General features: G+C 64.6%; 19 protein-coding genes. 11 read left to right on the top strand and 8 right to left on the bottom strand.

Annotation, left to right across the window (positions count from 1 at the left end; translation table 11 throughout):
* Positions 1-190: 190 nt before the first annotated feature.
* A complete protein-coding gene (dapA, locus tag BUS12_RS05065) occupies positions 191-1,048 on the bottom strand; it encodes a 4-hydroxy-tetrahydrodipicolinate synthase (protein ID WP_074294531.1) in 858 nt (285 codons plus the stop codon).
* Between the two features lie 345 nt (positions 1,049-1,393).
* Between dapA and BUS12_RS05060 the strand changes: the two genes are divergently transcribed.
* Positions 1,394-2,686, top strand: coding sequence for an aspartate carbamoyltransferase (locus BUS12_RS05060; protein ID WP_074294530.1), 1,293 nt, complete (start codon positions 1,394-1,396; stop codon positions 2,684-2,686).
* 95 nt (positions 2,687-2,781) lie between these two features.
* Here BUS12_RS05060 and BUS12_RS05055 read toward each other — a convergent pair whose 3' ends face one another.
* Positions 2,782-3,570, bottom strand: a complete 789-nt coding sequence (locus tag BUS12_RS05055; RefSeq protein WP_253190011.1) for a winged helix-turn-helix domain-containing protein — start codon at positions 3,568-3,570, stop codon at positions 2,782-2,784.
* A gap of 326 nt (positions 3,571-3,896) precedes the next feature.
* Here BUS12_RS05055 and BUS12_RS05050 point away from each other — a divergent pair, with 326 nt between their 5' ends.
* The gene (locus BUS12_RS05050; RefSeq protein ID WP_074294528.1) at positions 3,897-5,411 is read left to right on the top strand and encodes an ATP-binding protein; all 1,515 of its coding nucleotides are present in this window, start codon (positions 3,897-3,899) and stop codon (positions 5,409-5,411) included.
* Positions 5,404-6,126 carry a response regulator gene (locus BUS12_RS05045; protein ID WP_074294527.1) on the top strand — a complete coding sequence of 241 codons (723 nt, stop codon included), beginning with the start codon at positions 5,404-5,406 and terminating at the stop codon, positions 6,124-6,126. The genes BUS12_RS05050 and BUS12_RS05045 overlap by 8 nt, the downstream gene beginning before the upstream one ends.
* Before the next feature lie 81 nt (positions 6,127-6,207).
* Here BUS12_RS05045 and BUS12_RS05040 read toward each other — a convergent pair whose 3' ends face one another.
* From BUS12_RS05040 to BUS12_RS05020, 5 genes are all read right to left on the bottom strand, one after another.
* The gene (locus tag BUS12_RS05040; protein ID WP_074294526.1) at positions 6,208-7,350 is read right to left on the bottom strand and encodes a porin; all 1,143 of its coding nucleotides are present in this window, start codon (positions 7,348-7,350) and stop codon (positions 6,208-6,210) included.
* A 453-nt stretch (positions 7,351-7,803) separates the two neighbouring features.
* Positions 7,804-8,742 carry an L-arabinose ABC transporter permease AraH gene (gene araH, locus BUS12_RS05035; RefSeq protein WP_253190114.1) on the bottom strand — a complete coding sequence of 313 codons (939 nt, stop codon included), beginning with the start codon at positions 8,740-8,742 and terminating at the stop codon, positions 7,804-7,806.
* 105 nt (positions 8,743-8,847) lie between these two features.
* Entirely contained in the window at positions 8,848-10,389 is a 1,542-nt protein-coding gene (gene araG / locus BUS12_RS05030; protein WP_074297109.1) for an L-arabinose ABC transporter ATP-binding protein AraG, read from the bottom strand.
* Between the two features lie 152 nt (positions 10,390-10,541).
* On the bottom strand, positions 10,542-11,546 hold the full coding sequence (locus BUS12_RS05025; protein ID WP_074294524.1) for an arabinose ABC transporter substrate-binding protein: 1,005 nt from the start codon (positions 11,544-11,546) through the stop codon (positions 10,542-10,544).
* Between the two features lie 69 nt (positions 11,547-11,615).
* Positions 11,616-12,545, bottom strand: a complete 930-nt coding sequence (locus BUS12_RS05020; protein ID WP_074294523.1) for a Gfo/Idh/MocA family protein — start codon at positions 12,543-12,545, stop codon at positions 11,616-11,618.
* Positions 12,546-12,667: 122 nt separating this feature from the next.
* On the opposite strand from BUS12_RS05020, the gene BUS12_RS05015 reads away from it, so the two are divergent.
* A complete protein-coding gene (locus tag BUS12_RS05015) occupies positions 12,668-14,410 on the top strand; it encodes an IlvD/Edd family dehydratase (protein ID WP_074294522.1) in 1,743 nt (580 codons plus the stop codon).
* Between the two features lie 51 nt (positions 14,411-14,461).
* Here the strand turns inward: BUS12_RS05015 and BUS12_RS05010 are convergent, their stop codons facing one another.
* On the bottom strand, positions 14,462-15,556 hold the full coding sequence (locus BUS12_RS05010; protein ID WP_074294521.1) for an MDR/zinc-dependent alcohol dehydrogenase-like family protein: 1,095 nt from the start codon (positions 15,554-15,556) through the stop codon (positions 14,462-14,464).
* A 101-nt stretch (positions 15,557-15,657) separates the two neighbouring features.
* On the opposite strand from BUS12_RS05010, the gene BUS12_RS05005 reads away from it, so the two are divergent.
* The 7 genes from BUS12_RS05005 (at position 15,658) to BUS12_RS38690 (ending at position 22,489) form a co-directional block, all read left to right on the top strand.
* Positions 15,658-16,590 carry a LysR family transcriptional regulator gene (locus BUS12_RS05005; RefSeq protein ID WP_074294520.1) on the top strand — a complete coding sequence of 311 codons (933 nt, stop codon included), beginning with the start codon at positions 15,658-15,660 and terminating at the stop codon, positions 16,588-16,590.
* A gap of 170 nt (positions 16,591-16,760) precedes the next feature.
* Positions 16,761-17,477, top strand: a complete 717-nt coding sequence (locus BUS12_RS05000; protein ID WP_074294519.1) for a 2Fe-2S iron-sulfur cluster-binding protein — start codon at positions 16,761-16,763, stop codon at positions 17,475-17,477.
* Positions 17,478-17,489: 12 nt separating this feature from the next.
* Entirely contained in the window at positions 17,490-18,491 is a 1,002-nt protein-coding gene (locus BUS12_RS04995) for an FAD binding domain-containing protein (protein ID WP_074294518.1), read from the top strand.
* The gene (locus BUS12_RS04990) at positions 18,488-20,728 is read left to right on the top strand and encodes a xanthine dehydrogenase family protein molybdopterin-binding subunit (protein ID WP_074294517.1); all 2,241 of its coding nucleotides are present in this window, start codon (positions 18,488-18,490) and stop codon (positions 20,726-20,728) included. Before BUS12_RS04995 ends, BUS12_RS04990 begins: the two co-directional genes overlap by 4 nt.
* Positions 20,729-20,818: 90 nt before the next feature.
* A complete protein-coding gene (locus BUS12_RS04985; RefSeq protein ID WP_074294516.1) occupies positions 20,819-21,406 on the top strand; it encodes a nucleotidyltransferase family protein in 588 nt (195 codons plus the stop codon).
* 203 nt (positions 21,407-21,609) lie between these two features.
* A complete protein-coding gene (locus tag BUS12_RS04980; protein ID WP_074294515.1) occupies positions 21,610-22,332 on the top strand; it encodes a PIG-L deacetylase family protein in 723 nt (240 codons plus the stop codon).
* Between the two features lie 4 nt (positions 22,333-22,336).
* Positions 22,337-22,489: a hypothetical protein gene (locus BUS12_RS38690; RefSeq protein ID WP_171991595.1), complete on the top strand. Its 153-nt coding sequence runs from the start codon at positions 22,337-22,339 to the stop codon at positions 22,487-22,489.
* Positions 22,490-22,529 lie beyond the last annotated feature (40 nt).

Here is a 22,529-nt window from a genome sequence, read left to right as displayed (position 1 = left end):
CAGCAGCGAAGAAGGTGCTAGCCGGCATGCAACGTGAGTCGGACAAGCGCCGACGTGAGAGGAAAGAAGGGCGCAAATTATCCCTCTGTCCCGCCGGAGATCATCTCAAATTCGGAAGCCTAATGAGCGAGAGGCCTCCGCATTTCACAGGATACCGAATCAATTACCCAACCCATCCACGCGCTTGCCCTCAAGCCGCCACCAGTTCGCGCAGACGCTCGCGCAGCGCGTCCGTCGCCCGCGTCATCGGCGCACGCAGTTCGTCGCGGATCAACCCCTGGCTTGCGAGCGCCGCCTTCACCGGGCCGGGATTGGGTTCCGAACACAATGCCCCGATCAACGGCGCAAGCCCATGAAAAATCCCCCGGCCTTCTTCGAGGCGGCCTTCCGTCAGCGCACGGTACAGCGCCACGAAGCGCTCCGGATGCACGTGCGCCGACGCCGCAATCGCACCGCTGCCGCCCAGGCACAGCGTATTGAACAGATGGATGTCGTCGCCGGCCAGCACCTGCAGGCGGCCGTCGAGGATCAGCGCCAGCGTGGTGTCGAGCGAACCGGCGCAGTCCTTGACCGCCTGAATTCGCGGATGCGCCGCCAGCGTCAGCAGCGTTGCGAGTTCGAGACGCACGCCGGTGCGATACGGAATGTCGTACAGCACGACCGGCTTGACGCTGAGATCGGCCAGCGCGGTGAAGTGCTCGATCAGTCCCGCCTGCGAAGGCCGGATGTAATACGGCGCCGAGATCAGCACACCGGCCACCGGCAACTCGTTCAACTGCGCCATACGCTCGCGCAGATGCGCGGTCTGGTTGCCCGCCACACCCGCCAACACCGGCAACGCGCCGGCTTCGGCCAGGACGGTCGCCAGCACCGCGTCCTGCTCGGCGGCCTCGAGCGCCGCCGGCTCGCCGGTGGTGCCGAGCGCGACCAGACCCGCGACGCCCGCATCGGCATAGAAACGCACCAGCCGGCGCAGCGCGACGTGATCGACGGCGCCGTCGGCGAACGGCGTGACAACAGGAACCCAGATACCCGAAAAGATAGACATGACTAAACCTCGAACGCGACCGTATCGATTCCGTTCAGCGTTGCGAGGGAGAGGTCAAAAGCGGGAAGAAAACGCGGGCCCTGGGTGACTGTTCCGTCGCACATCTGACGGAACAGCAGGCTCCGGTCAGATGAGCAGCTGTTTTTTGGCTTTGGCGCTGGCGGCCGCGCAGGCACACACCACGCTCGCGAGCGCGAGGCGGGATGCGGTTGAGCGGAGCAGGTGGCCGGTTTCCATGCCCGGCAGTGTAACCGGCCTTGGCGGGATTTGCCAAAATTGCTTGACTTCTTCCACCGCCGAACTAATATACGCACCGCGTACATTAACCTGACCGAGGTGACCTGCATGAGCGTCCCGCAACAAGCCTTCCTCCGCGACGCCATGCGCCGCCTGAATATGACCCGCGATACCTTCGCGAGCCGCATCGGCGTATCGCGCCGGGCGTTGGACACCTGGCTGCTGCCGGACGATTCGGCCGAATCGCGGGCCATGCCGGAGATTGTCGAGCGTTTCGTGTCGGAAATCGTCGTACACGGCAAGCCTGGCGAAAAATATACGCAAAGCGTAGACTCACAATCGCTCGCCAGCCAGATGCTGTTCGAGGGCAAGCCGCAACTGCTCTCCGTGGATCAGTTCTCGCGCGACTCCGTCGAAGCCCTCTTCCGCGTCGCCGACATCATGCAGCCCATCGCGCGGCGCCGCAAAATCTCCCGGGTGCTCGAAGGCGCGGTGCTCGGCAACCTGTTCTTCGAAGCCAGCACCCGCACGCGCGTGAGTTTCGGCGCGGCGTTCTGCCGGCTCGGCGGTTCCGTGTGCGACACCACGGGTTTCACGTTTTCCTCGATGGCGAAGGGCGAGTCGATCTACGACACCAGCCGCGTGATGAGCGGTTACGTCGACGCGCTGGTGATCCGCCACCCGGAGCAAGGTTCGGTGGCTGAATTCGCGCGCGCCACCAACGTGCCGGTGATCAACGGCGGCGACGGCCCCGGCGAGCATCCGAGCCAGGCGCTGCTGGATCTGTACACGATCCAGCGCGAATTCTCGCGCCTCGGCAAGATTGTCGACGGTGCGCATATCGCGCTGGTCGGCGACCTCAAATACGGGCGCACGGTGCACTCGCTTGTCAAGCTGCTGGCGCTGTATCGCGGCATCAAGTTCACGCTGATCTCGCCGCCTTCGCTGGAAATGCCCAGCTACATCGTCGAACAGATCTCGCGCAACGATCACGTAGTCGAACAGACCCACGACCTGAACGCGGGCTTGCGCGGCGCCGACGTGGTGTACGCCACCCGCATCCAGAAAGAGCGTTTTGCCGACGAGTCGTTCGAAGGCTACACGCCGGACTTCCAGATCAACCAGGCGCTGGTCGACAGCGTCTGCGGACTCGATACGCTGATCATGCACCCGCTGCCGCGCGACAGCCGCCCGGGCGCCAACGACCTGAGCGTCGACCTGAATCACGATTCGCGTCTCGCCATCTTCCGTCAGACCGACAACGGCATCCCGGTGCGGATGGCGATTTTCGCGGTGCTGCTCGGCGTCGAGAAACTGGTGCAGCATTCCATGCGCGATGCGGCATGGCGTCCGCCGGCTTACCTCGGCCCGGACGACGCGGTGTTTCACGGTATCGATTGAACACGCCGAAGGATAACGGCTAGCGGGGCTGCCCGCGCGGGGAATGCCCCTCCGCGCATGGCAGCCCTGCCATCCCACGAGCGTGTTCCCCGCGACTAACTCATCTGCACATGGTCCGCGCCGGCCTGCACGCGCTGGAGCTTGGCGCGGCGCGAGCGCGTTTCGCGCGCGTCGGCTGCTTCACTCACCTCGCCGCAGGGCACAAAAATATAACCGCGGCCACGCACGGTCTGAATATATTGCGGACTCCCAACGTCCGGCTCGATCACCGCGCGCAGACGAAACACCAATACATCCAGACCGCGCTCCGTCTGACCGGTATCGCGCATCCCAAGCAAGGCGATGATGCTCGAGCGCGACATGATCTTCAACGGATTGACCGCGAAGATTTTAAGCAAGGCGAATTCGCTCGAACGCAGGCCGACGTCTTCGTCGTCCCTGATCAGGCGCCGGGTCGCAAAGTCGATCTGCCAGTCGCCGAACGAATAGCGATCGCGGATTTCCGGCGCCGCATACACCACCGAGGTGCGGCGCCGCATCACGCAACGGAGCCGCGCCGACAGTTCGCGGGGATCGAAGGGTTCCACCAGGTAATCGTCCGCCCCTAGTTCGAGGGCAATGATCTTGTCGATCACGTCGGCAGACTTGCTGATCATGATGACGGGCAGATCATGGCCGGCGGCGCGCAGATTCCGGATCGCCTTGTGCGCCTCGGAGGGCGGCAAGTCGGCCCGCATCACGATCGCAGAGGGCATTTCCTGCTCGACCCGCCGAACCAGGAAGCTCGCGCTGTACAGCACGGACATTTCGACGTGCTCACTGTGAAAATGGGCACGCAGTTCATCACGTACCGCCTGATCTGGCTCGACCACAAGAAGCCGCATGTTCATCACGTTCGAAACCCTCTACACTGCCGTGAAAATTAACCCGGTTCGACCCTGCTTCAACCTTGCAGTTGGGCGTTGCAGTCAAAACGGCCACCGGGACCATCAGGGCCGATAGTAGGGAGGAAATGCGCATCCATAATGGGGAAACCAAGGAGAAACTGTGAAGAACGCTCGCCACACGAATTGGCGGGTGCACGCGGGTGCGAAAATCAGGCACCATACGCCGCTTCCGATGGGTGCATCCGCTGCGGCAGCGTCGCGGCATTGGCGGGCACTGACCCTGGGCAGGCGGTCATTCGAAGAAGTGGCCGCAGGGAATCCACATGAAATTAGGCATCACGTCCAAGCTGTTTCTGGCTATCTCCACCTCGTGCGTCGCGATTGCGGTGACGATGGGTGCGGCCATGCGCGTGAGCTTCGAAAACGGCTTTTTCGACTACCTCGGCGAGCGCAACACCAGCAGTGCGATCCAGTTGGAGAAGGCTCTCGAAGGCGCCTACGCACAGCACGGCAGTTGGAACTTCCTGCGTAACGACCGCAATGCATGGCGGACATTCGTCGAAAATGCGCACATCGGCTCGTCGCAGCGTGGCCCGTGGGGAGCGGAGAACCGTCCTGACGGTCCGGGTGGTCCGGGTGGTCCTGGTGGTCCGGGAGGGCCCGGCGGTCCCGGCTCGGACATGCCGCCACCCGACGGTCCGCCGCCCGATTCGCCGGATCAGGCGGGCCACGGCGGCTTCGGACCGCTTCCGCCCTGCGCGCTCTATGACGTGCACAAGCATGCCGTCGTGAGTAACGGGCCATTGCCCCCGCCCGAGACATCGCTCGAGCCGTTGAAGGTGGCAGGACAGGTGGTGGGCTGGCTGTCGGTTGCCTCGCCCGAGAACATGTTTTATACGGCCGACCGCCGCTTCCAGGTCCGGCAATTGCGCGCCACCTGGATCATCGTCGCATTGGCCGCGGTGCTGGCCGCCGTGGTGGCCATGGTGCTGGCAAGAATCTTCCTCGCGCCGATCCGCCGCCTCGCAGACGCCACCCACCGCCTCGCCAGCGGCGACTACGCGACCCGCGTTCCGGAAGGCAGCCGCGACGAATTCAACCAGTTGGCGAAGGACTTCAACCAGCTAGCCGTATCGCTGGAACAAGCGGAACGCTCGCGCCGCAACTTCATCGCCGATATCTCGCACGAATTGCGCACACCGTTGGCCGTGCTACGGGGCGAACTCGAAGCGATCGAGGACGGCGTGCGCCATCTCGATCGCGCCTCGCTGACGTCGTTGCAGACGGAGGTGACGATGCTGAGCCAGTTGATCGACGACCTGTACGAGCTGTCCCTTGCCGATATCGGCGCGTTGTCGTTCGAAAAGGTGCCGGTGGACGCGGCGGGCATCGTCGAAGCCGCCGCCGACGCCTTCGAGGAACGGCTCAATACGCGGCATATCGCGCTTGAAACCGCCATCGCCGAGCGGCCGGCGGTGATCGTGGCCGACCCCTACCGCCTCACGCAACTGCTGAAGAATCTGCTGGAAAACGCCCTGCGCTACACCGATCCCGGCGGCAAGGTATGCGTCAGCGTATCGATGCACGCGCAACGATTGCATATCGACGTTCAGGACTCTTACCCAGGCGTGCCCGAACCCTTGTTGCCGCATCTGTTCGAGCGCCTGTTCCGCGTCGACATCTCGCGCAGCCGGCAAAGCGGCGGTGCGGGTCTGGGACTCGCGTTATGCCGCCATATCGTCGAAGCCCACGACGGGACCATCGAGGCCGCGCGTTCGCCGCTCGGCGGTCTTTGGATCAAGCTGCGCTTTCCGCTTCAATCCTCTCACCATGACTGACACGCTCCCTACCATTCCGATCCTGATCGTCGAGGATGAACCGAAGCTCGCCGCGCTGCTTGCGGACTATCTGCGGGCGGAGGGTTATCAAACCACCACGCTCGCCGACGGCCTGCAGGTGATTCCCTTCGTGCACGCCCATCCGCCCGCGCTGATTCTGCTCGACCTGATGCTGCCGGGACGCGGTGGATTCGAAATATGCCGCGAATTGCGCACGTTTTCGACGATACCGGTGGTCATCCTGACCGCGCGTGTCGACGAGATCGATCGTCTGTTGGGCCTCGAACTCGGCGCGGACGACTACGTCTGCAAGCCCTTCAGCCCGCGCGAAGTGGTCGCGCGCGTGAAGGCCATCCTGCGGCGCGCCGGCAAACCGGCCGCGACGCCGCAGCCGGAAATCGCGCCGCAGCCACCGCTCGTGGTCGATGTCGAACGGCACGTCGCGCGGCTCGACGACAAGGACCTGCAGCTCACGCCGATCGAACTGCGACTGCTCGCGCTGCTGCAGTCCACGCCGGGCCGGATCTACCGGCGCGATCATCTGTTGCGCCAGCTCTACGACGATCACCGTGTCGTGACGGACCGCACCGTCGATACCCATGTCAAGAATCTGCGCCGCAAGCTGCAAGTCGTCCGCCCGGGGCAGGACATGATCCGCTCGATCTATGGCGTCGGCTATCGGCTCGACCCGGATCTCGAAGACCAGGACGGCTGAAGCACCGCGTCACAGCATGCTCCAATGAAAAAAGACCCGGCACGTACCGGGTCTTTGCATTGCGCGAGGCGAAACGTCGCGTTAGAAGCGGTGACGCAAACCGATCGTCGCCGCCAACTGGCTGTTGGTCGACGATGCGCTCAGGCCGTTGATGTCGGCGGTCAGACCCGAATCGCCCGTGTCGCTGACGTGCTGATACACGCCCATCAGGTAGACGTCGGTACGCTTGGACAACGCATACGCCGCTTGCAGGCTGAACTGGTTGTATTTCGGGCTCACGCCGTCGATACGCGCATCGGTGAACGTGTAAGCGCCCGACAGCGACAAGGCCGGCGTGAAGCTGTAGCGCGCGTTCACTTCATAGTTGGTAAAGCTTGCGCTGCCGCCGATCAAGGTCAGGCCCGACGACGTACCCGAGGCCGACGCACCGATACCGGTTGCGTTGTCGAGGTGGGTCTGCGTGAACACGAAGCCCAGCGTCGCCTGGCCCAAGGCATAGTTCAGGCCCGCACCGTAAGTGCGTTGCGTGCCTGCCGCGAAGGTGGCGTCGTTCGTCACTGCGCCGCTCGAATTGAGCGATACGCCTGCGTTGTTCAACTCCATGTAGCCGGCTGCCAGGTTCAACGGGCCGTAGTTATACGAGGTACCCAGGCTGTAGGCGCGGTTCGTGGAGAAGCCGCCCGAATCGTTCGAGAAGCCGTACAGGGCGCCGAACTTGAAGCCGCCGTAGTTCACGCTCGAGTACTTGATCGAGTTGTTGATACGGAACGAGTTGTCGAGGTTGTCGTTGTCGAACGGGTGAGCCGCCTCGGTGCCGCCCGACGACGTGCCGGTCAGCGAAAGCGGCGCCAGGTAGTCGACGACGGAGTCATACTGACGACCCAGCGTGACGGCGCCGTACTGGTCGCTCGACAGGCCGACGAACGCCTGGCGGCCGAACTCGAGGCTGTTCTGGCCGAGCTTGCCGCTCGTAATGCTGAAACCGTTTTCCAACGTGAAGATCGCCTTCAGGCCGCCACCCAGGTCTTCCGAACCGCGCAGGCCCCAACGGCTACCGTTCACCGTGCCGCTGGTTTCCTGGATGTTGTGCGAGCCGCCCTGATTGCTCGTGTAGGTGATGCCCGCGTCGATCAGGCCGTAAAGCGTGACGCTGCTCTGCGCGTGAGCTGCGCCTGCAACGCCAAGCATCGCCAGCGAGAGGCCGGACAGTACGAATTTCTTCATTGCTTCTCCGTGAACCTTGTATCGGTCGTTATCGAGTGGCGGAGAATATCGCAATTTTCTCAATACTGTATTTCAGAATCCCTTACGCTTCACATTTATGCCGCCGGATTTATTTTATTTGTAACATTGCGCATGAGACGCACCATTGCGGCAGCCCAAATGAAATGGGGTGCGCTCCTCTCGCGAGCGCACCCCAAGTGCCTGAATGGAAGCCTTTCCCGGAGAAATCAGACCGGTCTAGCGTGACATGAATATCGGCCAGCAGGGTCCCCGGTAACACCTCCTAATATTTCGCCAACTTTCCTTTAAATCATTCCCTCGAATCGCTATTCGATCACCTGAAAATCCAGGTCGCTCTATTCCACTCAAAAGAATACGCGAATTATGATTAACGTTGATTAAGCGGAATTACCCGGCATTACGTCGGTAAGCGAGCGGACGAGGAAAGCGCCCTCACGCTACCCGCTTGCTGCGCCGGTGGTGGTCGAACAGCACCGCGAGCAACAAGATGCCGCCGCGAATCAGGTATTGATAGAAGGTCGGCACGTTCAGCAGGCTCATGGCGTCCTGCACCGAACCCATGATCAGCACGCCGACGAGCACACCGGAGATGGTTGCCACCCCACCCGTCAACGAGACGCCACCGAGCACACATGCCGAAATCACGCCGAGCTCGAGCCCGACCGAGGTCTTCGGATCGCCGAGGCTCATGCGCGACGCGAGCATCACACCGGCGAAACCGGTGACGAGGCCTTGCAGCACGAACACCACGATCTTGATGCGCGTGACGGGCAACCCCGCGAGCAGCGCGGCTTCGCTATTGCCGCCAACCGCCAGTACGTTCTTGCCGAACACGGTCTTTTTAAGCAGGAATCCGAACAAGACGAAGCCGACGATATTGCTCCAGATCGGATACGAGATGCCGAGGAACGAGCCGCCGCCGAGATCGAAAAAGCGTTCTTCGGAGATCATTACCGCATCGCCGTTCGAAGTGATGTACGCCAGGCCCCGCACTACCTCCATCATGGCCAGCGTCACGATCAGCGAGTTGATCTTGTAGCGCGCAACGAGCACCCCGTTGACGAGGCCAACCGCGCCTCCCGCCAGCACGCCGCCGGCGATGCCGAACAGCACGCTGTGCGTCGCGGTGATCAGGGTGGAGGCCACCACGCCCGAGAACGCGACGATCGACGCCACCGACAGGTCCACTTCGCCGAGCGCCAGCACGAACATCATCGTGACGGAGATCGAACCGATCAGCGTGACCGAAAGCAACAGCCCCTGAATATTGCGTGCGCTGATGAAGTCCGGCACCGTCAGCGAAAGCACGCCGAACAGGATGATGAAGACCATCACAATGCCGGACTTGTTGATGAAGTCCCAGGCCTGCATGGCGCGCGGACGGGCCGCGACGTTCGCCGCCGGATTCGTGGCAGCCGTGTGGGTAGGTTGGTCTTGAGTTTGCATTGTGTCTGTTTCCATTCGGTGAATCCGGCCTCAGCGCGGGAGTGCGAGCTTGATCAGCGCGTCGGGCGTCGCCTGGGCTTTCGGCAAATCGCCGACGATGCGGCCTTCTTTCATCACCAGCACCCGATCCGCGATCCCGATCACTTCCGCCAGATCGCTCGAGACGACTATCACGGTGCGGCCCGCTTCGGCCAGTCCATAGAGCAGGCCGTAAATTTCGCTGCGTGCGCCCACGTCGATGCCGCGGGTCGGCTCGTCCATCAGGAACACGTCGATCTCTTCGGCGAGCCAGCGCGACAAGATCACCTTCTGCTGATTGCCGCCCGAGAGCGTGCCGATGGGTGTCTCGCCGTTGCGCGTCTTGATCGCCAGCTTCGCGATGAACTCCTTCGCGGTCTGCGCTTCCTTGCGGCTGTTGAGCACGTTGAAGCGGCTAAAGTGCCGGCGGCAACTGATATTCAGGTTGTCCGAGACCGACGCGATCGAGACGATGCCCTCCTGCTTGCGGTCTTCCGGGCACAGTGCGACGCCCGCTCGCACCGCGTCGCGCGGCGTCGCAAAACGCACGCGCCGGCCCTTCAGCACGATCTCGCCGGCAGCCGGCTTCACCGCACCGTAAATCAGCTTCATCAATTCGGACCGGCCCGCGCCCACCAGACCGAAGAAGCCGACAATCTCGCCCGCCCGCGCGGAAAACGACGCGGGCTCCTTGAGACCCGGCCCCAGCAGCCCCTTTACTTCGAGCTGCACGTCGCCTGCCGCGCGCGGCCGGTAGCCGTAGACGTCGGCAATCGAGCGGCCCACCATGCAACTGATCAGGCGGTCGCGATCGAGTCCCTCACCGGCTTCGAAGGTGTCGATATGGCGTCCGTCGCGAAACACCGTCACGCGGTCGCAGAGTTCATAGACTTCCTCCATGCGATGCGTGACGTAGATGATTGCGCGCCCTTCTGCCTTCAGCGCGCGGATGATGCGGAACAGTTGCGTCGTCTCGCGCGACGACAGCGAACTGGTCGGCTCGTCGAACGCAATTACGCGCGCATCGCGCATCAACGCCTTGCCGATCTCGATCATCTGGCGCTGGCCGATGGACAGATACTTCACCTGCTGCGCCGGATCGATCTTCTCGCCCAGCCGCTCGAGTTCGCGCATGGCGCGCGCGAGCAGCGCTTTTTCGTCCAGCACACCGAAGCGGTTGGGCAACGCGCCCAACATCAGGTTTTCCGCTACGGTCAGCTCAGGCACCAGATGCAGTTCCTGATAGATGATCGCGACGCCGGCCTCGATCGCGGCCTTGGTGGTGGTGAACTGCTGCACCACGCCGTTCAGCGAGAGCGTGCCCGCAGCGGGCTGATTCACACCGGACAGCACCTTCAGCAGCGTCGATTTGCCGGCGCCGTTTTCGCCCATCAGGCCGTGCACTTCTCCGCGCCGCACGTCGAGCGAGACCTGGTCGAGCGCGAGTACACCGGGAAACTGCACGGTGATGCCGGCAAGCTGGAGATACGCCTCTGTATCACTGGAACCGGCGCTGGAGTCCAGATGCGCTGCGTCGGGTTGGGAAACCGTCATCGAATGCCTCTTGCTGGTGAACACAACGCGCGGGCCGGACCGTTCAATCCTTCGGCGGTGTACCGCCCGCCCGCGCCGTGAGCGTTGCCAATCGTGCCGGCACGCTCACGCGAACGCTCATTGCACGTTCATTTGCACACTCATTTGCACACTTAAATACCGAGTTCCTTGCGCACGTCCTCCCAGTTGCTGCGCACCATCAGCTTGCCCGTGGTCTGCGTGTCGGCAGGCGGCTGCTTGCCCGTCTTGATCCAGTCGACGAGGTTCTCCGTGCTCTCCTTGCCGTGATTCGTCGAGCTGACGGCGATCGTGCCGTAGAAGCCGGTCGGCTCCTTCTTCTGGAATTCGGCGAACGCTTCGCCGGCGCCGTTGATGCCGACGCCGATCACATCGGAAGCGGGAATGTGCAGTTGCTCGGTCGCGCGCACGCCACCCAGCACGGTCTCTTCGTTGAGCGCGAAGATCACCCACTTCTTGATGTTCGGATGCTGCGCCAGCACCGGCGAGACGGCGTTGAAGCCGCCTTCGTCATCGGTGGTCTTCTGCGGCGCGTCGAAGATGTTGTCCTTCTTGAAGCCGTTGGCGAGCAGCGACTGCGTGGCGCCGTCGGTGCGTTGCTTGGCGGTCGGCAGTTCGTAGTCGGTGATGCGCAGCGCGCCGACCTCTTCCGGCTTCCAGCCGCGCCGTTTCATTTCATCGGAGATCGCCTGGCCCACCTGATTGCCGATCTTGATGGCCGACATCCCGAGGTGCGGCACATCGGCAAGCGGCTTGCCGGTGGAGTCGACCAGTTGATCGTCGACGGTGACGAACTTCATGTTGTAGCGCTTGGCGCGTGCCTCGATTGCCGGTCCGAGCCGCACGTCTGGCGCGCAGATCACAAAGCCCTTTGCGCCTTGTGCGCCGAGGTTATCGATTGCAGCCAGCACTTTTTCGCCGTCCGGCGTGCCGATGTTCACCACCGAGAAGCCATCCTTCTGACCGAGCGCGCTAGCGGCCTTCTGTTCGTTGATGAACCATGCCTGTTCCGGCATCTTCACCAGAAAACCGATCTTGAGCGGTTCGTCTGCGCGTACCGACATCTGGGTCGCGAACGGTACCGCGAGGACGGCGGCCGCCATGGCGGACAAGGTCAAACGGCGAAGCTTCTGGTTCATGTAGGTCTCCTAAAATTAACAACTTGAGTTTGACTGCGTATGGGCTGTGCGGCGTTTCAGCCGCGCCGCTTATTCGACGAACGGCTCGACCGCGTGCCGGTGGCCCAGCAGCAGCGCGTCGGCCACGTGTTCGAGCGGCCGGATATCCACGTCGCCATGACCGGCAGTAATCAGTTCGCCAAAGCGTTCGTACAATCCGGGGTATTCCCGCTCCGGACCGATCTCCACAGCCACGCCGTCGATATGCATCTGCTTGCCGCCCTGCGCGAGGCGCAGAACCCCGTCGCCGGTCGTCGCCTCGATCTGCCACAATTCTTCGGAACCATGGCGCCAGTCGAACTCCGCGCGGATCGGCGTATCGCGTTCGTCGGTGAAATCCAGGTTGGCGGCAATCGGGGTCTGCCGGTTGGACGGCACCCAAAGCTCGGCGGACTTCAGAAAAAACGCGTGCGGCAAGATGCGTGTGATGATCGACAAGGCATTGATGCCCGGATCGAAGACGCCCAGTCCCCCCGGCTGCCAGATCCAGTCCTGATTCGGATGCCACTTCCTGACATCTTCCTTCCACAGGACCTTCACGGACTGGATGTCGCGTCCTGCGAGCCATGTCCGGGCGGCCTCGACCGCAGGCGCATAGCGGGAATGCCACGAAGCGAACAGACTGCAACCGTGTTCGCGGGCAAGCTCGGCAAGCAGGCTCACCTCGACGACGCTCGCGCCGGGCGGCTTCTCCAGCATCACATGCTTGCCCGCGACGAGGGCGGCGCGTGCCTGCTCGAAGCGCACTTGCGGAGTCGCGCAAAGCGAGACCGCTTCCAGTTCGGGCTCGGCCGCGAGCATCTCCTGAAGCGTCCTGTAGTTGCGCACGCCATCGACCTGCGCGTTACGGCTCGCGCACGCGACAAGCTTGAATCCGTCGTTTGCCGCGATAGCCGGCAAATGCTGGTCGCGTGCGATCTTGCCCACGCCCACAATGCCTATCGAAATCTGCTTCGGCATGTCTCGGCCCCCACCATATTCAATAGTCACACTATATTGTGCGCGTTTTGCGGCAAATATTCGTGAATACCCTAGTGAACACTCTAAATAGTCTTACTATAATGTGGGATCAGGAGGGCACTATGCCAGACAAAAAACGAGCGCTGCGCTCGGCGCAGTGGTTCGGCACCGCCGACAAGAACGGCTTCATGTACCGCAGCTGGATGAAGAATCAGGGCATTCCTGATCACGAGTTCCAGGGCAAGCCGATCATCGGCATCTGCAATACCTGGTCGGAGCTAACGCCGTGCAATGCGCACTTCCGCAAGATCGCGGAGCACGTCAAGCGCGGGGTGTTCGAAGCGGGCGGCTTCCCGGTCGAATTCCCGGTCTTCTCGAACGGCGAGTCGAACCTGCGCCCCACCGCCATGTTCACGCGCAACCTCGCGAGCATGGATGTGGAGGAGTCGATCCGCGGCAATCCGATCGACGCGGTGGTCCTGCTCGCGGGTTGCGACAAGACCACCCCGGCACTCCTGATGGGCGCGGCCAGTTGCGACGTGCCCGCCATCATGGTGAGCGGCGGCCCGATGCTCAACGGCAAGCATGAGGGCCGCGACATCGGCTCGGGCACCGTTGTCTGGCAGCTCAGCGAGCAGGTGAAGGCGGGCAAGATCTCGCTGCATGAATTCATGTCCGCCGAAGCGGGCATGTCGCGCTCCGCGGGTACTTGTAACACCATGGGCACCGCCTCGACGATGGCGTGCATGGCCGAAGCGCTCGGCGTCACGCTGCCGCACAACGCGGCGATTCCCGCGGTCGACTCGCGCCGCTACGTCCTCGCGCATATGTCGGGCATGCGCATCGTCGAGATGGCGCTTGAAGACCTGCGACTGTCGAAGCTGCTGACGCGCGAGGCCTTCGAAAACGCGATCCGTGTGAACGCGGCAATCGGCGGCTCGACGAATGCCGCAATCCACCTCAAGGCGATCGCCGGACGCATTGGCGTGAACCTCGAACTCGACGACTGGACGCGCATAGGCCGCGGCACGCCCACGCTGGTCGATCTGCAGCCGTCGGGCCGCTTCCTGATGGAAGAGTTCTATTACGCGGGCGGTTTGCCGGCCGTGCTGAAGCGCCTCGGCGAAGCGGGCCTGCTGCCGCATCCGGATGCCTTGACCGCGAACGGCCAGTCGCTGTGGGACAACAACAAGGAAGCGCCGATCTATAACGACGAAGTGATTCGTCCGCTCGACAAACCGCTCGTCGCCGACGGCGGTCTGTGCATCGTACGCGGCAATCTCGCGCCGAACGGTGCGGTGGTGAAGCCGTCTGCCGCGACGCCGGCCCTGCTCAAGCACCGTGGGCGCGCCGTGGTATTCGAGAACTTCGACGACTACAAGGCGCGCATCGGCGACCCCGAACTCGACGTGACGGCCGACTCCATCCTCGTGATGAAGAACTGCGGACCGAAGGGTTATCCGGGCATGGCCGAGGTGGGCAACATGGGCTTGCCGCCGAAACTGCTCGCACAAGGCGTGACGGATATGGTGCGGGTGTCGGATGCGCGCATGAGCGGCACCGCGTACGGCACGGTCGTGCTGCACGTGTCGCCCGAAGCGCGCGCCGGCGGTCCGCTCGCCGTGGTCCGCGAAGGCGACTGGATCGAACTGGACTGCCTCGCTGGACGGTTGCATCTCGACATCGGCGCGGACGAGCTGACGGCACGTCTGGCCGATTGGGCGGAAACACAGCAGAAGATACCGGCGGATGCGAGCGGCTATCGCCAGCTCTATGTCGAGCATGTCCTGCAAGCCGACCAGGGCTGCGACTTCGACTTCCTGGTGGGCTGCCGCGGCGCGGAGGTGCCGCGCCACTCGCATTGAACGCAACAGCCTGGCGTTGGCAACCGCCAACGCCAGGGCCAACGCTCACGCTCACATAGCCAACGCGCCCTCCCCGGCCCCTGCGACCACCATCGTGCACTGCAGGCCCGCCATCTGCCCGGCCGCATCGATCGCCGCTTCAAGCCCGGCAAACGGGTACGCCTGCAACTCGACCGCATCGAGCGGCAACTGACCGGACGCCACCAACGCGACCAACGCCAGATAGTCGGCACGCGTGTACATGAAGTTGCCGATCAACTCCCAGTTGTTCAGCAGCATCTCCTGATACGCAATCGGCAGGTCCACCTGCATGCTGCCCATCAGCACCAGCCGGCCGCCCCGGCGCAAGCTGCGCAGCGCGGCGAGCGTCGCGTTCGGATCGGTTGCCTGGCCGACCATGTCGAACGCGAGATCGGCGCCGCCGCCCGACGCGGCGCGGATCGCCGCCACGTCCTGCGCGGCGTCGCCCGTCAACAGGACCGGTACGACGCGCCCCTTGCCGAGTTCGATCAGGCGCTGCAGCGGCTGCGCGCGCCTGCTGAGCGCCACCACCCGGCTCGCGCCCATGGCGAGCGCGGCCAGCACCGCCGCCGAGCCGAAGTAGCCGGTCGTGCCGTTCACCACCACGACCTCGCCCGCCGCCAGCCGGCCGCGCCGCAGTCCGCCGAACGGCACCGCGAACTTGCCGAGCACGGCCAGCCGCTCGGACGAGAGGTCGTCCAGTCCATCCAGCGCAATCAGCGTCGAAGCCGGAAATTCGGCAAACTCGCGCAGCGTGCCGTGCGGGAAATCGGCCATCAGCGCACCGCTGTCGGCGCTGATGGCCGTCAGGCCGATCAGCGCCTGGGCCGGCTCGCGTACTGTTTCGTCGGCGATCCAGTACGGGTTGACGGCCACGCGTTGACCGGCCCGCAACGACACCACACCCTCGCCGACCGCCGCCACCACGCCGACGCCGTTGGTCCCCGGCGAGAACGGTCCCGGCGGATAGGCATAGGGCAGCTTCCCTTCCAGATAACTGCGCGTGTAACTCAACAGCGGCACGGCTTCCATCCGCACCAGCACGGCGCCACGGCGCGGCTGCGGTTGCGCGACTTCGCGCAGGGCCAGCGGCTGGCCGGGTTCATCGAGCATCCAGGCTTTCATGGTTGACTCCTCAGTCAGGTTCTCAAAGTGGGTGGCACGCTTGAACTCTAGGGCCCGGCTACGTATTCTTGAAATCAATTACTGGAATGTGACCCATCAATATGATTGATCTCCGCGGTATCGATCTGAACCTGCTGGTGTCGCTCGACGCCTTGCTCGCCGAATCCAACGTCACCCGCGCCGCCGAGCGCCTGCACCTGACGCAGCCCGCGGTGTCGACGCAGCTCGCGCGGCTTCGGCAGATCTTCGGCGATCCGCTGCTGATCCCCGCTGAGACCGGCCGCGGCATGACGCGCAGCGCGCGGGCTCTGGCGTTGATGGAGCCCTTGCATGCGGCGCTGAAAAATCTGGAAGTGGTGGTACGCCATCAGCCGGCCTTCGATCCGCACACGGACACGCGCCGCTTCGTTATCGCCGCCAACGACAACGGCACCGCCGTGCTCGGCCTGCCGTTGATGGAGCGCCTGCCTGAACTCGCAGGACCGGGCGTGCGGATCGCCTTTATCGTGGCGGACCAGCCGTCGACGACAGAGCGCCTCGAACGCGGCGAAATCGATCTGCTGATCGGCTCCGAGCGGATGGTTCCGGCCACCATGCGCGCCCGCAAACTGTTCGACGAGCGTTTCGTCGTGGTCCAGCGCAAGGGGCATCCACGCGGCACCGCACCGCTCGATCTCGACACGTACTGCGCGCTCGACCATGTGCTGGCGTCCACCAGCGGCGGCAGTTTCCACGGCTTCATGGACGAGCATCTGGAAGCGCTCGGACGCACGCGGCGGGTGGCGCTATCGGTGCAGCATTTCACGCTGGTGCCCGAATTGCTGGCGCATACGGACTATGTCTCGACGCTGCCGTCGCGCTTTGCAGCGCGCCATCGGGACCGGCTCGACGTCTTCGATCTGCCGTTCGAGGCGCGCGGCTTCACGGCGTTCGCCGCGTGGCATCCGCGCAATCATGCCGACCCGGCGCTGGTGTGGTTGCGCGAGACCTTGACCTGTATCGCACAACACTGTGTTTCCTTTTTGCCCCGGTAAACGGCGGTTGATCGTGTTTTACATTGACTATAGTGAAGCGCGACCTGCCAGCGCCGTGGTACGCGCGGACGGGGCACTGAAATTGCTGGCTGATTCGTTGTACGCGCATGCATCGGACTGCCGAGGCGTCGCGGGTTTGCATCGACCTTTCATGGAGCAAACAGAACGTTATGTCCAGGAATCGAGTCCCTCCGGGTTCGGACGAAGAACCCACCCCCACTGCCGATCAACCCTCGCGCCGACGCTTCCTGCAATCCGCCGCCGCGGCGGCGACCGTCGGCGTGGCGCCGCATCTGCATGCACAGACCCAGCCGGCCGCTCCACCGGCGCCTGCATCGCCCGCTGAAGTGCGCGCGCCCGAGCCGCCGCAGCCGGTCACGCTCAACATCAACGGCCGCGCTTACGCGTTGCAACTGGAGCCGCGCGTCACGCTGCTCGACGCGCTGCGCGAATACGCCGGCCTGATGGGCACCAAGAAGGGCTGCGACCGCGGGCAATGCGGCGCGTGCACCGTGCTGGTCGAAGGCCGGCGCATCAACTCGTGCCTGACGCTGGCGGTGATGCATGAAGGCGAAACCATCACGACTGTCGAAGGCCTCGCGAGCCAGGGCGTGCTGAGTCCGATCCAGCGCGCCTTCATCGAACACGACGCGTTTCAGTGCGGCTACTGTACGCCCGGGCAGCTCTGTTCCGCGACGGCGCTGCTCAACGAATTCAATAGCGGCACCGCGAGCACCGTCACTGCCGACGTCCGTACCCGTCCGCCCCAACTCTCCGACGACGAAATCCGCGAACGCATGAGCGGCAATATCTGCCGCTGCGGTGCGTACGCCAACATCGTCGCCGCCGTGCGCACCGTGCACGACGGCAACACCGGCAACGCCTGACGGAGCACGGCCATGGACGCGATTTCCTATGAACGCGCTGGCGACGTCAGCAGCGCGCTGCGCGCGGCGCAGCAACCCGGCACGATGTTTATCGGCGGCGGCACCAATCTGCTGGATCTGATGAAGGGCGGCGTGGAGCGGCCCGTGCATCTCGTCGATATCACGCACCTGCGCGGACTCGACACGATCGGCACGCTGCCTGACGGCGGCCTGCGCATCGGCGCGCTGGTGCGCAACAGCGACGCCGCCAATCATGCGCTGGTGCGCGAACAGTATCCGCTGCTCTCGCAGGCGTTTCTGTCGGGGGCGTCGCCGCAGTTGCGCAATATGGCCACCGTGGGCGGCAATCTGATGCAGCGCACCCGTTGCGGCTACTTCTACGACACGGCCTTTACGCAATGCAACAAGCGCCAGCCGGGCAGCGGCTGCGCCTCCATAGAAGGACAAAACCGCACGCACGCGATTCTCGGCGCCAGCTCGCAATGTGTCGCCGTGAACCCGTCGGATATGAGCGTGGCGCTGGTGGCGCTCGATGCCGTGGTGCGCGTGAGCAGTCTGCGCGGCGAGCGCACGATTCCGATTGCAGAGTTTCACCGCCTGCCCGCCGACCGTCCGGAGGTAGATACCACCCTGCAACCCGGCGAACTGATCACCGCCGTCGATCTGCCGCCGCCGCTGTTTAGCGACCACTCCCACTACCTGAAAGTGCGCGACCGCGCGAGTTACGCGTTTGCGCTCGTCTCGGTGGCTGCCGCCTTGCAGATGGACGGCCATATGGTGCGGACTGCGCACATCGCGTTGGGCGGCGTCGCGCATAAGCCCTGGCGTGCGAGCGTCGCGGAACAGATGCTGAGCGGCAAGCCGCTCACCGATACGACGCTGCGCGCCGCTGCAGCCGCCGCCATGGGCGAAGCGCAACCGCTCAGCGGCAACCGCTTCAAGGTGCAACTCGCGCAACGCTCGATTGTGCGCGCCGTGAATCAGGCCGCGGGCCGGACCGGAGGTGTCGCATGAACCTGAACCTGGATGCCCCACTGGTCGGTCAACCGATGGACCGCACCGACGGGCTGCTGAAAGTGACCGGCGAGGCCCGCTATGCGGCGGAATTCCCCGAGGCGCGCCTGGCACACGCGGTGCTGGTGACGAGTACCATCTCGAGCGGCAGCATTGCGTCGATCGACACGAGCCGCGCGCAATCCCTGCCGGGCGTGCTGCTGGTGATGACGTATCAGAACGCGCCGCGCCTGCCCAACGGTGGGCGTCCGCCGCTGACGCCGCCGGCCGGCCGTCATCTGTCGCTGTTGCAGAGCAATCAGATCAACTACAGCAACGAGCCCGTTGCCGTAGTGGTAGCCGACACGCTCGAACGCGCCACCGACGCCGCGCAGCAACTGCGCATCGTCTATCAAAGCACGCCTGGCGCGCTCGACTTCACCAGCGCCAAGGCGAATGCGCACGCGCCGATCACGCCCCAGGGCCGCCAGACCGACACGCAGCGCGGCAACTTCGAAGCGGGCCTCGCGAGCGGCAGCGTGCGCGTCGACGCCGTTTATACGACCCCGGTCGAACATCACAATCCCATGGAACCGCACGCCACCATGGCGCATTGGGATGGCCCGCAACTGACGCTGTACGACTCCACCCAGGGCGTGAGCGGGGCGCGCATCGCCGTGGCGAAAACGCTGGGCGTCTCGCCCGACGACGTGCGCGTGATCTCGCCGTTCATCGGCGGCGGGTTCGGCGGTAAGGGCTCGTCCTGGTCGCATGTGGCGCTCTGCGCGATGGCCGCGAAGCAGACCGGGCGTCCGGTGCGCCTCGCGTTGACGCGCCCGCAGATGTTCGGTTCGGTCGGCGCTCGTCCGCGTACCGAGCAGCATTTCACGCTCGCCGCGCGCCACGACGGCACGCTCACCGCGATGCGGCACGACAGCTTCTCGAACACGTCGACGTTCGAGGACTGGACCGAGACCTGCTGCATGGTCACGCGCATGCTCTACGCGGTGCCGAATCAGTTGACGACGCACCGGCTCGTGCAGTTGAACCTGGGGACGCCGACGTTCATGCGCGCGCCGGGCGAAACCACCGGCTCGTTCGCACTCGAATCCGCGATGGACGAGCTCGCGTGGAAACTCAAGATGGACCCCGTCGCGCTGCGGCTGAAAAACTATGCGGAGGTCGATCCGCAGGAGAACAAGCCGTTTTCGAGCAAGGCGCTGCGGCAATGCTACGAGATCGGCGCGGAGAAATTCGGCTGGTCGCGACGCACTTCGACGCCACGTTCCATGCGCTCCGGCAACACGCTGATCGGCCTCGGCATGGCGACCGCCACCTATCCCGCCAACCGTAGCCCGGCCGCGGCGATTGCGCGCATCCTGCCGGACGGGACCGCGATGGTCGCGTCCGGCACGCAGGATCTCGGCACCGGCACATACACGGTGATGACCCAGGTGTCCGCCGACGCGCTCGGCTTTCCGCCCGAAAAAATCCATTTCGCGCTGGGCGATTCGACCCTGCCGCAAGCACCCGGCTCGGGCGGTTCGCAGTCGGCCGCGAGCGTGTCGCCGGCGGTGCGCGACGCCTGCCTGCAGGTGCGCAACCAGTTGATCTCGCTCGCGCTGGCCGACGCCGCCTCGCCGCTGCACGGCATGGATTCGTCCGATGTGAGCGTGGCGAACGGCTGGGTGGTCAGCCGGGCGAACGCGTCGTTGCGCGACCCCGCGGCGGCGATTCTCGCGCGCGCCGGCGGCAAGCCCATCGAGGCGGTGGTCAGCGTGAAGCCCGGCCAGGAGCGCAGTGACTATTCACTGCATTCGTTCGGCGCGGTGTTCGCGGAGGTCCACGTGGATGCGGACCTCGGCACGATCAGAGTGCCGCGCATTGTGGGCGTCTATGACGTCGGCCGGGTCCTGAATCAGAAAACCGCGCGCAGCCAGATGATGGGCGGCATGGTCTGGGGCATCGGCGCCGCGTTCGAAGAGGACACGTTGCTCGACGCGCGCTACGGCCGCTTCGTCAATATGAATCTTGCCGAGTACCACGTGCCGGTGAATGCAGACATCGGCACGCTCGACGTCAGCTTTATCGACGAGCCCGATCCGCACATCAACTCGCTCGGGGTGCGTGGGATTGGCGAGATTGGCCTGACCGGCGTGGTGGCCGCGCTGGCGAATGCGGTCTATCACGCGACCGGCGTGCGGGTGCGCGATCTGCCCATCACGCTGGACAAGGTGATGAGGCCGACGGAGGTGTGAGCGGGAACGCACGGGGTCGACATATTGGTGCTTGCCTGCTCGCCGGTTGCGCCGCACAATCGACCTCATTCCCTTTCCAGGTGCCGCCCCATGGCCTACGCCTCGCTCGCCACCGGCGTGCTGCTTGCCGCCGGCTACGGGTCGCGCTTCGACCCGGACGGCCTGCACAACAAGCTGCTCGCCCGCATGCCGGACGGCGGCATCGTGGCCCATGAGGCGGCTCATCGACTCCTGCTGGTCGTGTCGCACGTACTCGCGGTGGTGCGTCCCGGCTCCGAGGCGCTCGCCCGCATGCTGAACGACGCGGGCTGCGACGTGGTGTTCTCCAGCGACGCCGAGCGCGGCATGGGCGCGAGCCTCGCGGCGGGCATCGAAGCCAGCGCCGACTCGGAAGGCTGGATCGTCGCGCTGGCCGATATGCCGCGCATTGCGGTCGCCACGGTGGAAGCGGTCGCGCGCACGCTCGACGGCGGCGCCTCGATCGTCGTGCCGTTCTATCAGGGTCAGCGCGGTCATCCGGTCGGCTTCGGCCCCGAGCATCGCGACGCGCTGATGAGACTCGACGGCGACACCGGCGCGCGCGCCCTGCTGGCCACGCATCAGGTCGCACGGCTCGATGTCGACGATCCCGGCATTTTGCGCGACGTCGATACGCCCGAGGATCTGCACGGCCTGTGAGCGGCGCGCCGCGTCGGCGTCAGCGCCTGTGCCGGCATCAGCGCCGGCGCAGCCAAGACGCTAAGGCGGCGCCGTCAGGCACACGCCTTGCGACGGCCAGCTTCTGCGCAAGCGGCTTCAATACGGTCTAAGCTGATGTGACGCTGTCCCGTCGACATACCGGATGCAGCCGCCCGCGCGCCTCCGAGAACCCATTTCGATCCATGAGCGAAACCAGCCCGCGTCTTTTTATCGTCTCGCCCCACTTCGACGACGCCGTCTTCAGTTGCGGCGCGTTGCTCGCCACCCATTCCGACGCCGTCGTCTGCACCGTGTTCGCCGCAGCGCCCGAGCAGAATATGCAGACCGATTGGGACAGCAAGGCCGGCTTTCCCGGCGCGCAAGAATCGGTCAATGCGCGTACGCTTGAAGACAATCGTGCGCTCGAGCTGTTCGATGCGGTGCCGGTACGCATGCCGTTTCGCGACGGCCAGTATCTCGACTCGCCGTCGATCAGCCGGCTGGCGGCGGCGCTCGAAGAAACCATTTACCGTTCGACCGCGAATACGCTGCTGATGCCGCTCGGCCTGCACCATGCGGATCACGTGCTGGTGTTCGACGCCTGCTGCGAAATCCTGCCGCGGCTGTCGCACCTCGCGTGGTTTGCGTATGAGGATGCGATCCACCGCCGCCAGCCGGGCGTCGTGGCGGCGCGCCTCGATGATCTGGAGCGACGCGGCATCGTGGCGACGCCGGCCCATCCGTCGGCGGATCACACAATCGACGCCGGGCGCCAGGCGTCGCTCAAGCGCGAGGCGGTCGCGGCGTACGCCAGCCAGTTGCGCGCGTTCGGGCCGCAGGGCTATGACGATGTGTTTAACGCCGAACACTACTGGCAGCTGAGCGTGTCCCGCACGCCCGTGCGCCGCTCCCATCCCGCGAGGTGATGTCATGAATGACCGCATGCATACCAGTCCGATCCCCGACCCCATTGCGGACCCGACGCGCGACCCGGAAGGCGATCCGCTCGCGCCGCCCTCGCCGGGCCATCACAACGACGAGCCGCAGCGGCCCGAGGGACCGCCGGATAAAGATCCGGTTTGAGGATGGGGGTTGAGGGCGACCGGTACGACGTTCGCCCCAA

Origin of the sequence: Paraburkholderia phenazinium (assembly GCF_900142845.1) — a bacterium.
Taxonomy (GTDB): domain Bacteria; phylum Pseudomonadota; class Gammaproteobacteria; order Burkholderiales; family Burkholderiaceae; genus Paraburkholderia; species Paraburkholderia phenazinium_A.
The sequence above is the reverse complement of the archived record's forward strand: the minus strand, read 5'-3'. Positions and strand labels throughout refer to the sequence as shown.

Bases quoted from the DNA above. Each gene is read 5' to 3' on its own strand.
- BUS12_RS04985 (WP_074294516.1), top strand. From the start codon at position 20,819: ATGGCCTACGCCTCGCTCGCCACCGGCGTGCTGCTTGCCGCCGGCTAC.
- BUS12_RS05000 (WP_074294519.1), top strand. From the start codon at position 16,761: ATGTCCAGGAATCGAGTCCCTCCGGGTTCGGACGAAGAACCCACCCCC.
- BUS12_RS05025 (WP_074294524.1), bottom strand. From the start codon at position 11,546: ATGAACCAGAAGCTTCGCCGTTTGACCTTGTCCGCCATGGCGGCCGCC.
- BUS12_RS04995 (WP_074294518.1), top strand. From the start codon at position 17,490: ATGGACGCGATTTCCTATGAACGCGCTGGCGACGTCAGCAGCGCGCTG.
- BUS12_RS05050 (WP_074294528.1), top strand. From the start codon at position 3,897: ATGAAATTAGGCATCACGTCCAAGCTGTTTCTGGCTATCTCCACCTCG.
- dapA (WP_074294531.1), bottom strand. From the start codon at position 1,048: ATGTCTATCTTTTCGGGTATCTGGGTTCCTGTTGTCACGCCGTTCGCC.
- BUS12_RS05010 (WP_074294521.1), bottom strand. From the start codon at position 15,556: ATGAAAGCCTGGATGCTCGATGAACCCGGCCAGCCGCTGGCCCTGCGC.
- BUS12_RS04990 (WP_074294517.1), top strand. From the start codon at position 18,488: ATGAACCTGAACCTGGATGCCCCACTGGTCGGTCAACCGATGGACCGC.
- BUS12_RS04980 (WP_074294515.1), top strand. From the start codon at position 21,610: ATGAGCGAAACCAGCCCGCGTCTTTTTATCGTCTCGCCCCACTTCGAC.
- araG (WP_074297109.1), bottom strand. From the start codon at position 10,389: ATGACGGTTTCCCAACCCGACGCAGCGCATCTGGACTCCAGCGCCGGT.
- BUS12_RS38690 (WP_171991595.1), top strand. From the start codon at position 22,337: ATGAATGACCGCATGCATACCAGTCCGATCCCCGACCCCATTGCGGAC.
- BUS12_RS05045 (WP_074294527.1), top strand. From the start codon at position 5,404: ATGACTGACACGCTCCCTACCATTCCGATCCTGATCGTCGAGGATGAA.
- BUS12_RS05015 (WP_074294522.1), top strand. From the start codon at position 12,668: ATGCCAGACAAAAAACGAGCGCTGCGCTCGGCGCAGTGGTTCGGCACC.
- BUS12_RS05005 (WP_074294520.1), top strand. From the start codon at position 15,658: ATGATTGATCTCCGCGGTATCGATCTGAACCTGCTGGTGTCGCTCGAC.
- araH (WP_253190114.1), bottom strand. From the start codon at position 8,742: ATGCAGGCCTGGGACTTCATCAACAAGTCCGGCATTGTGATGGTCTTC.
- BUS12_RS05040 (WP_074294526.1), bottom strand. From the start codon at position 7,350: ATGAAGAAATTCGTACTGTCCGGCCTCTCGCTGGCGATGCTTGGCGTT.
- BUS12_RS05055 (WP_253190011.1), bottom strand. From the start codon at position 3,570: ATGCGGCTTCTTGTGGTCGAGCCAGATCAGGCGGTACGTGATGAACTG.
- BUS12_RS05060 (WP_074294530.1), top strand. From the start codon at position 1,394: ATGAGCGTCCCGCAACAAGCCTTCCTCCGCGACGCCATGCGCCGCCTG.
- BUS12_RS05020 (WP_074294523.1), bottom strand. From the start codon at position 12,545: ATGCCGAAGCAGATTTCGATAGGCATTGTGGGCGTGGGCAAGATCGCA.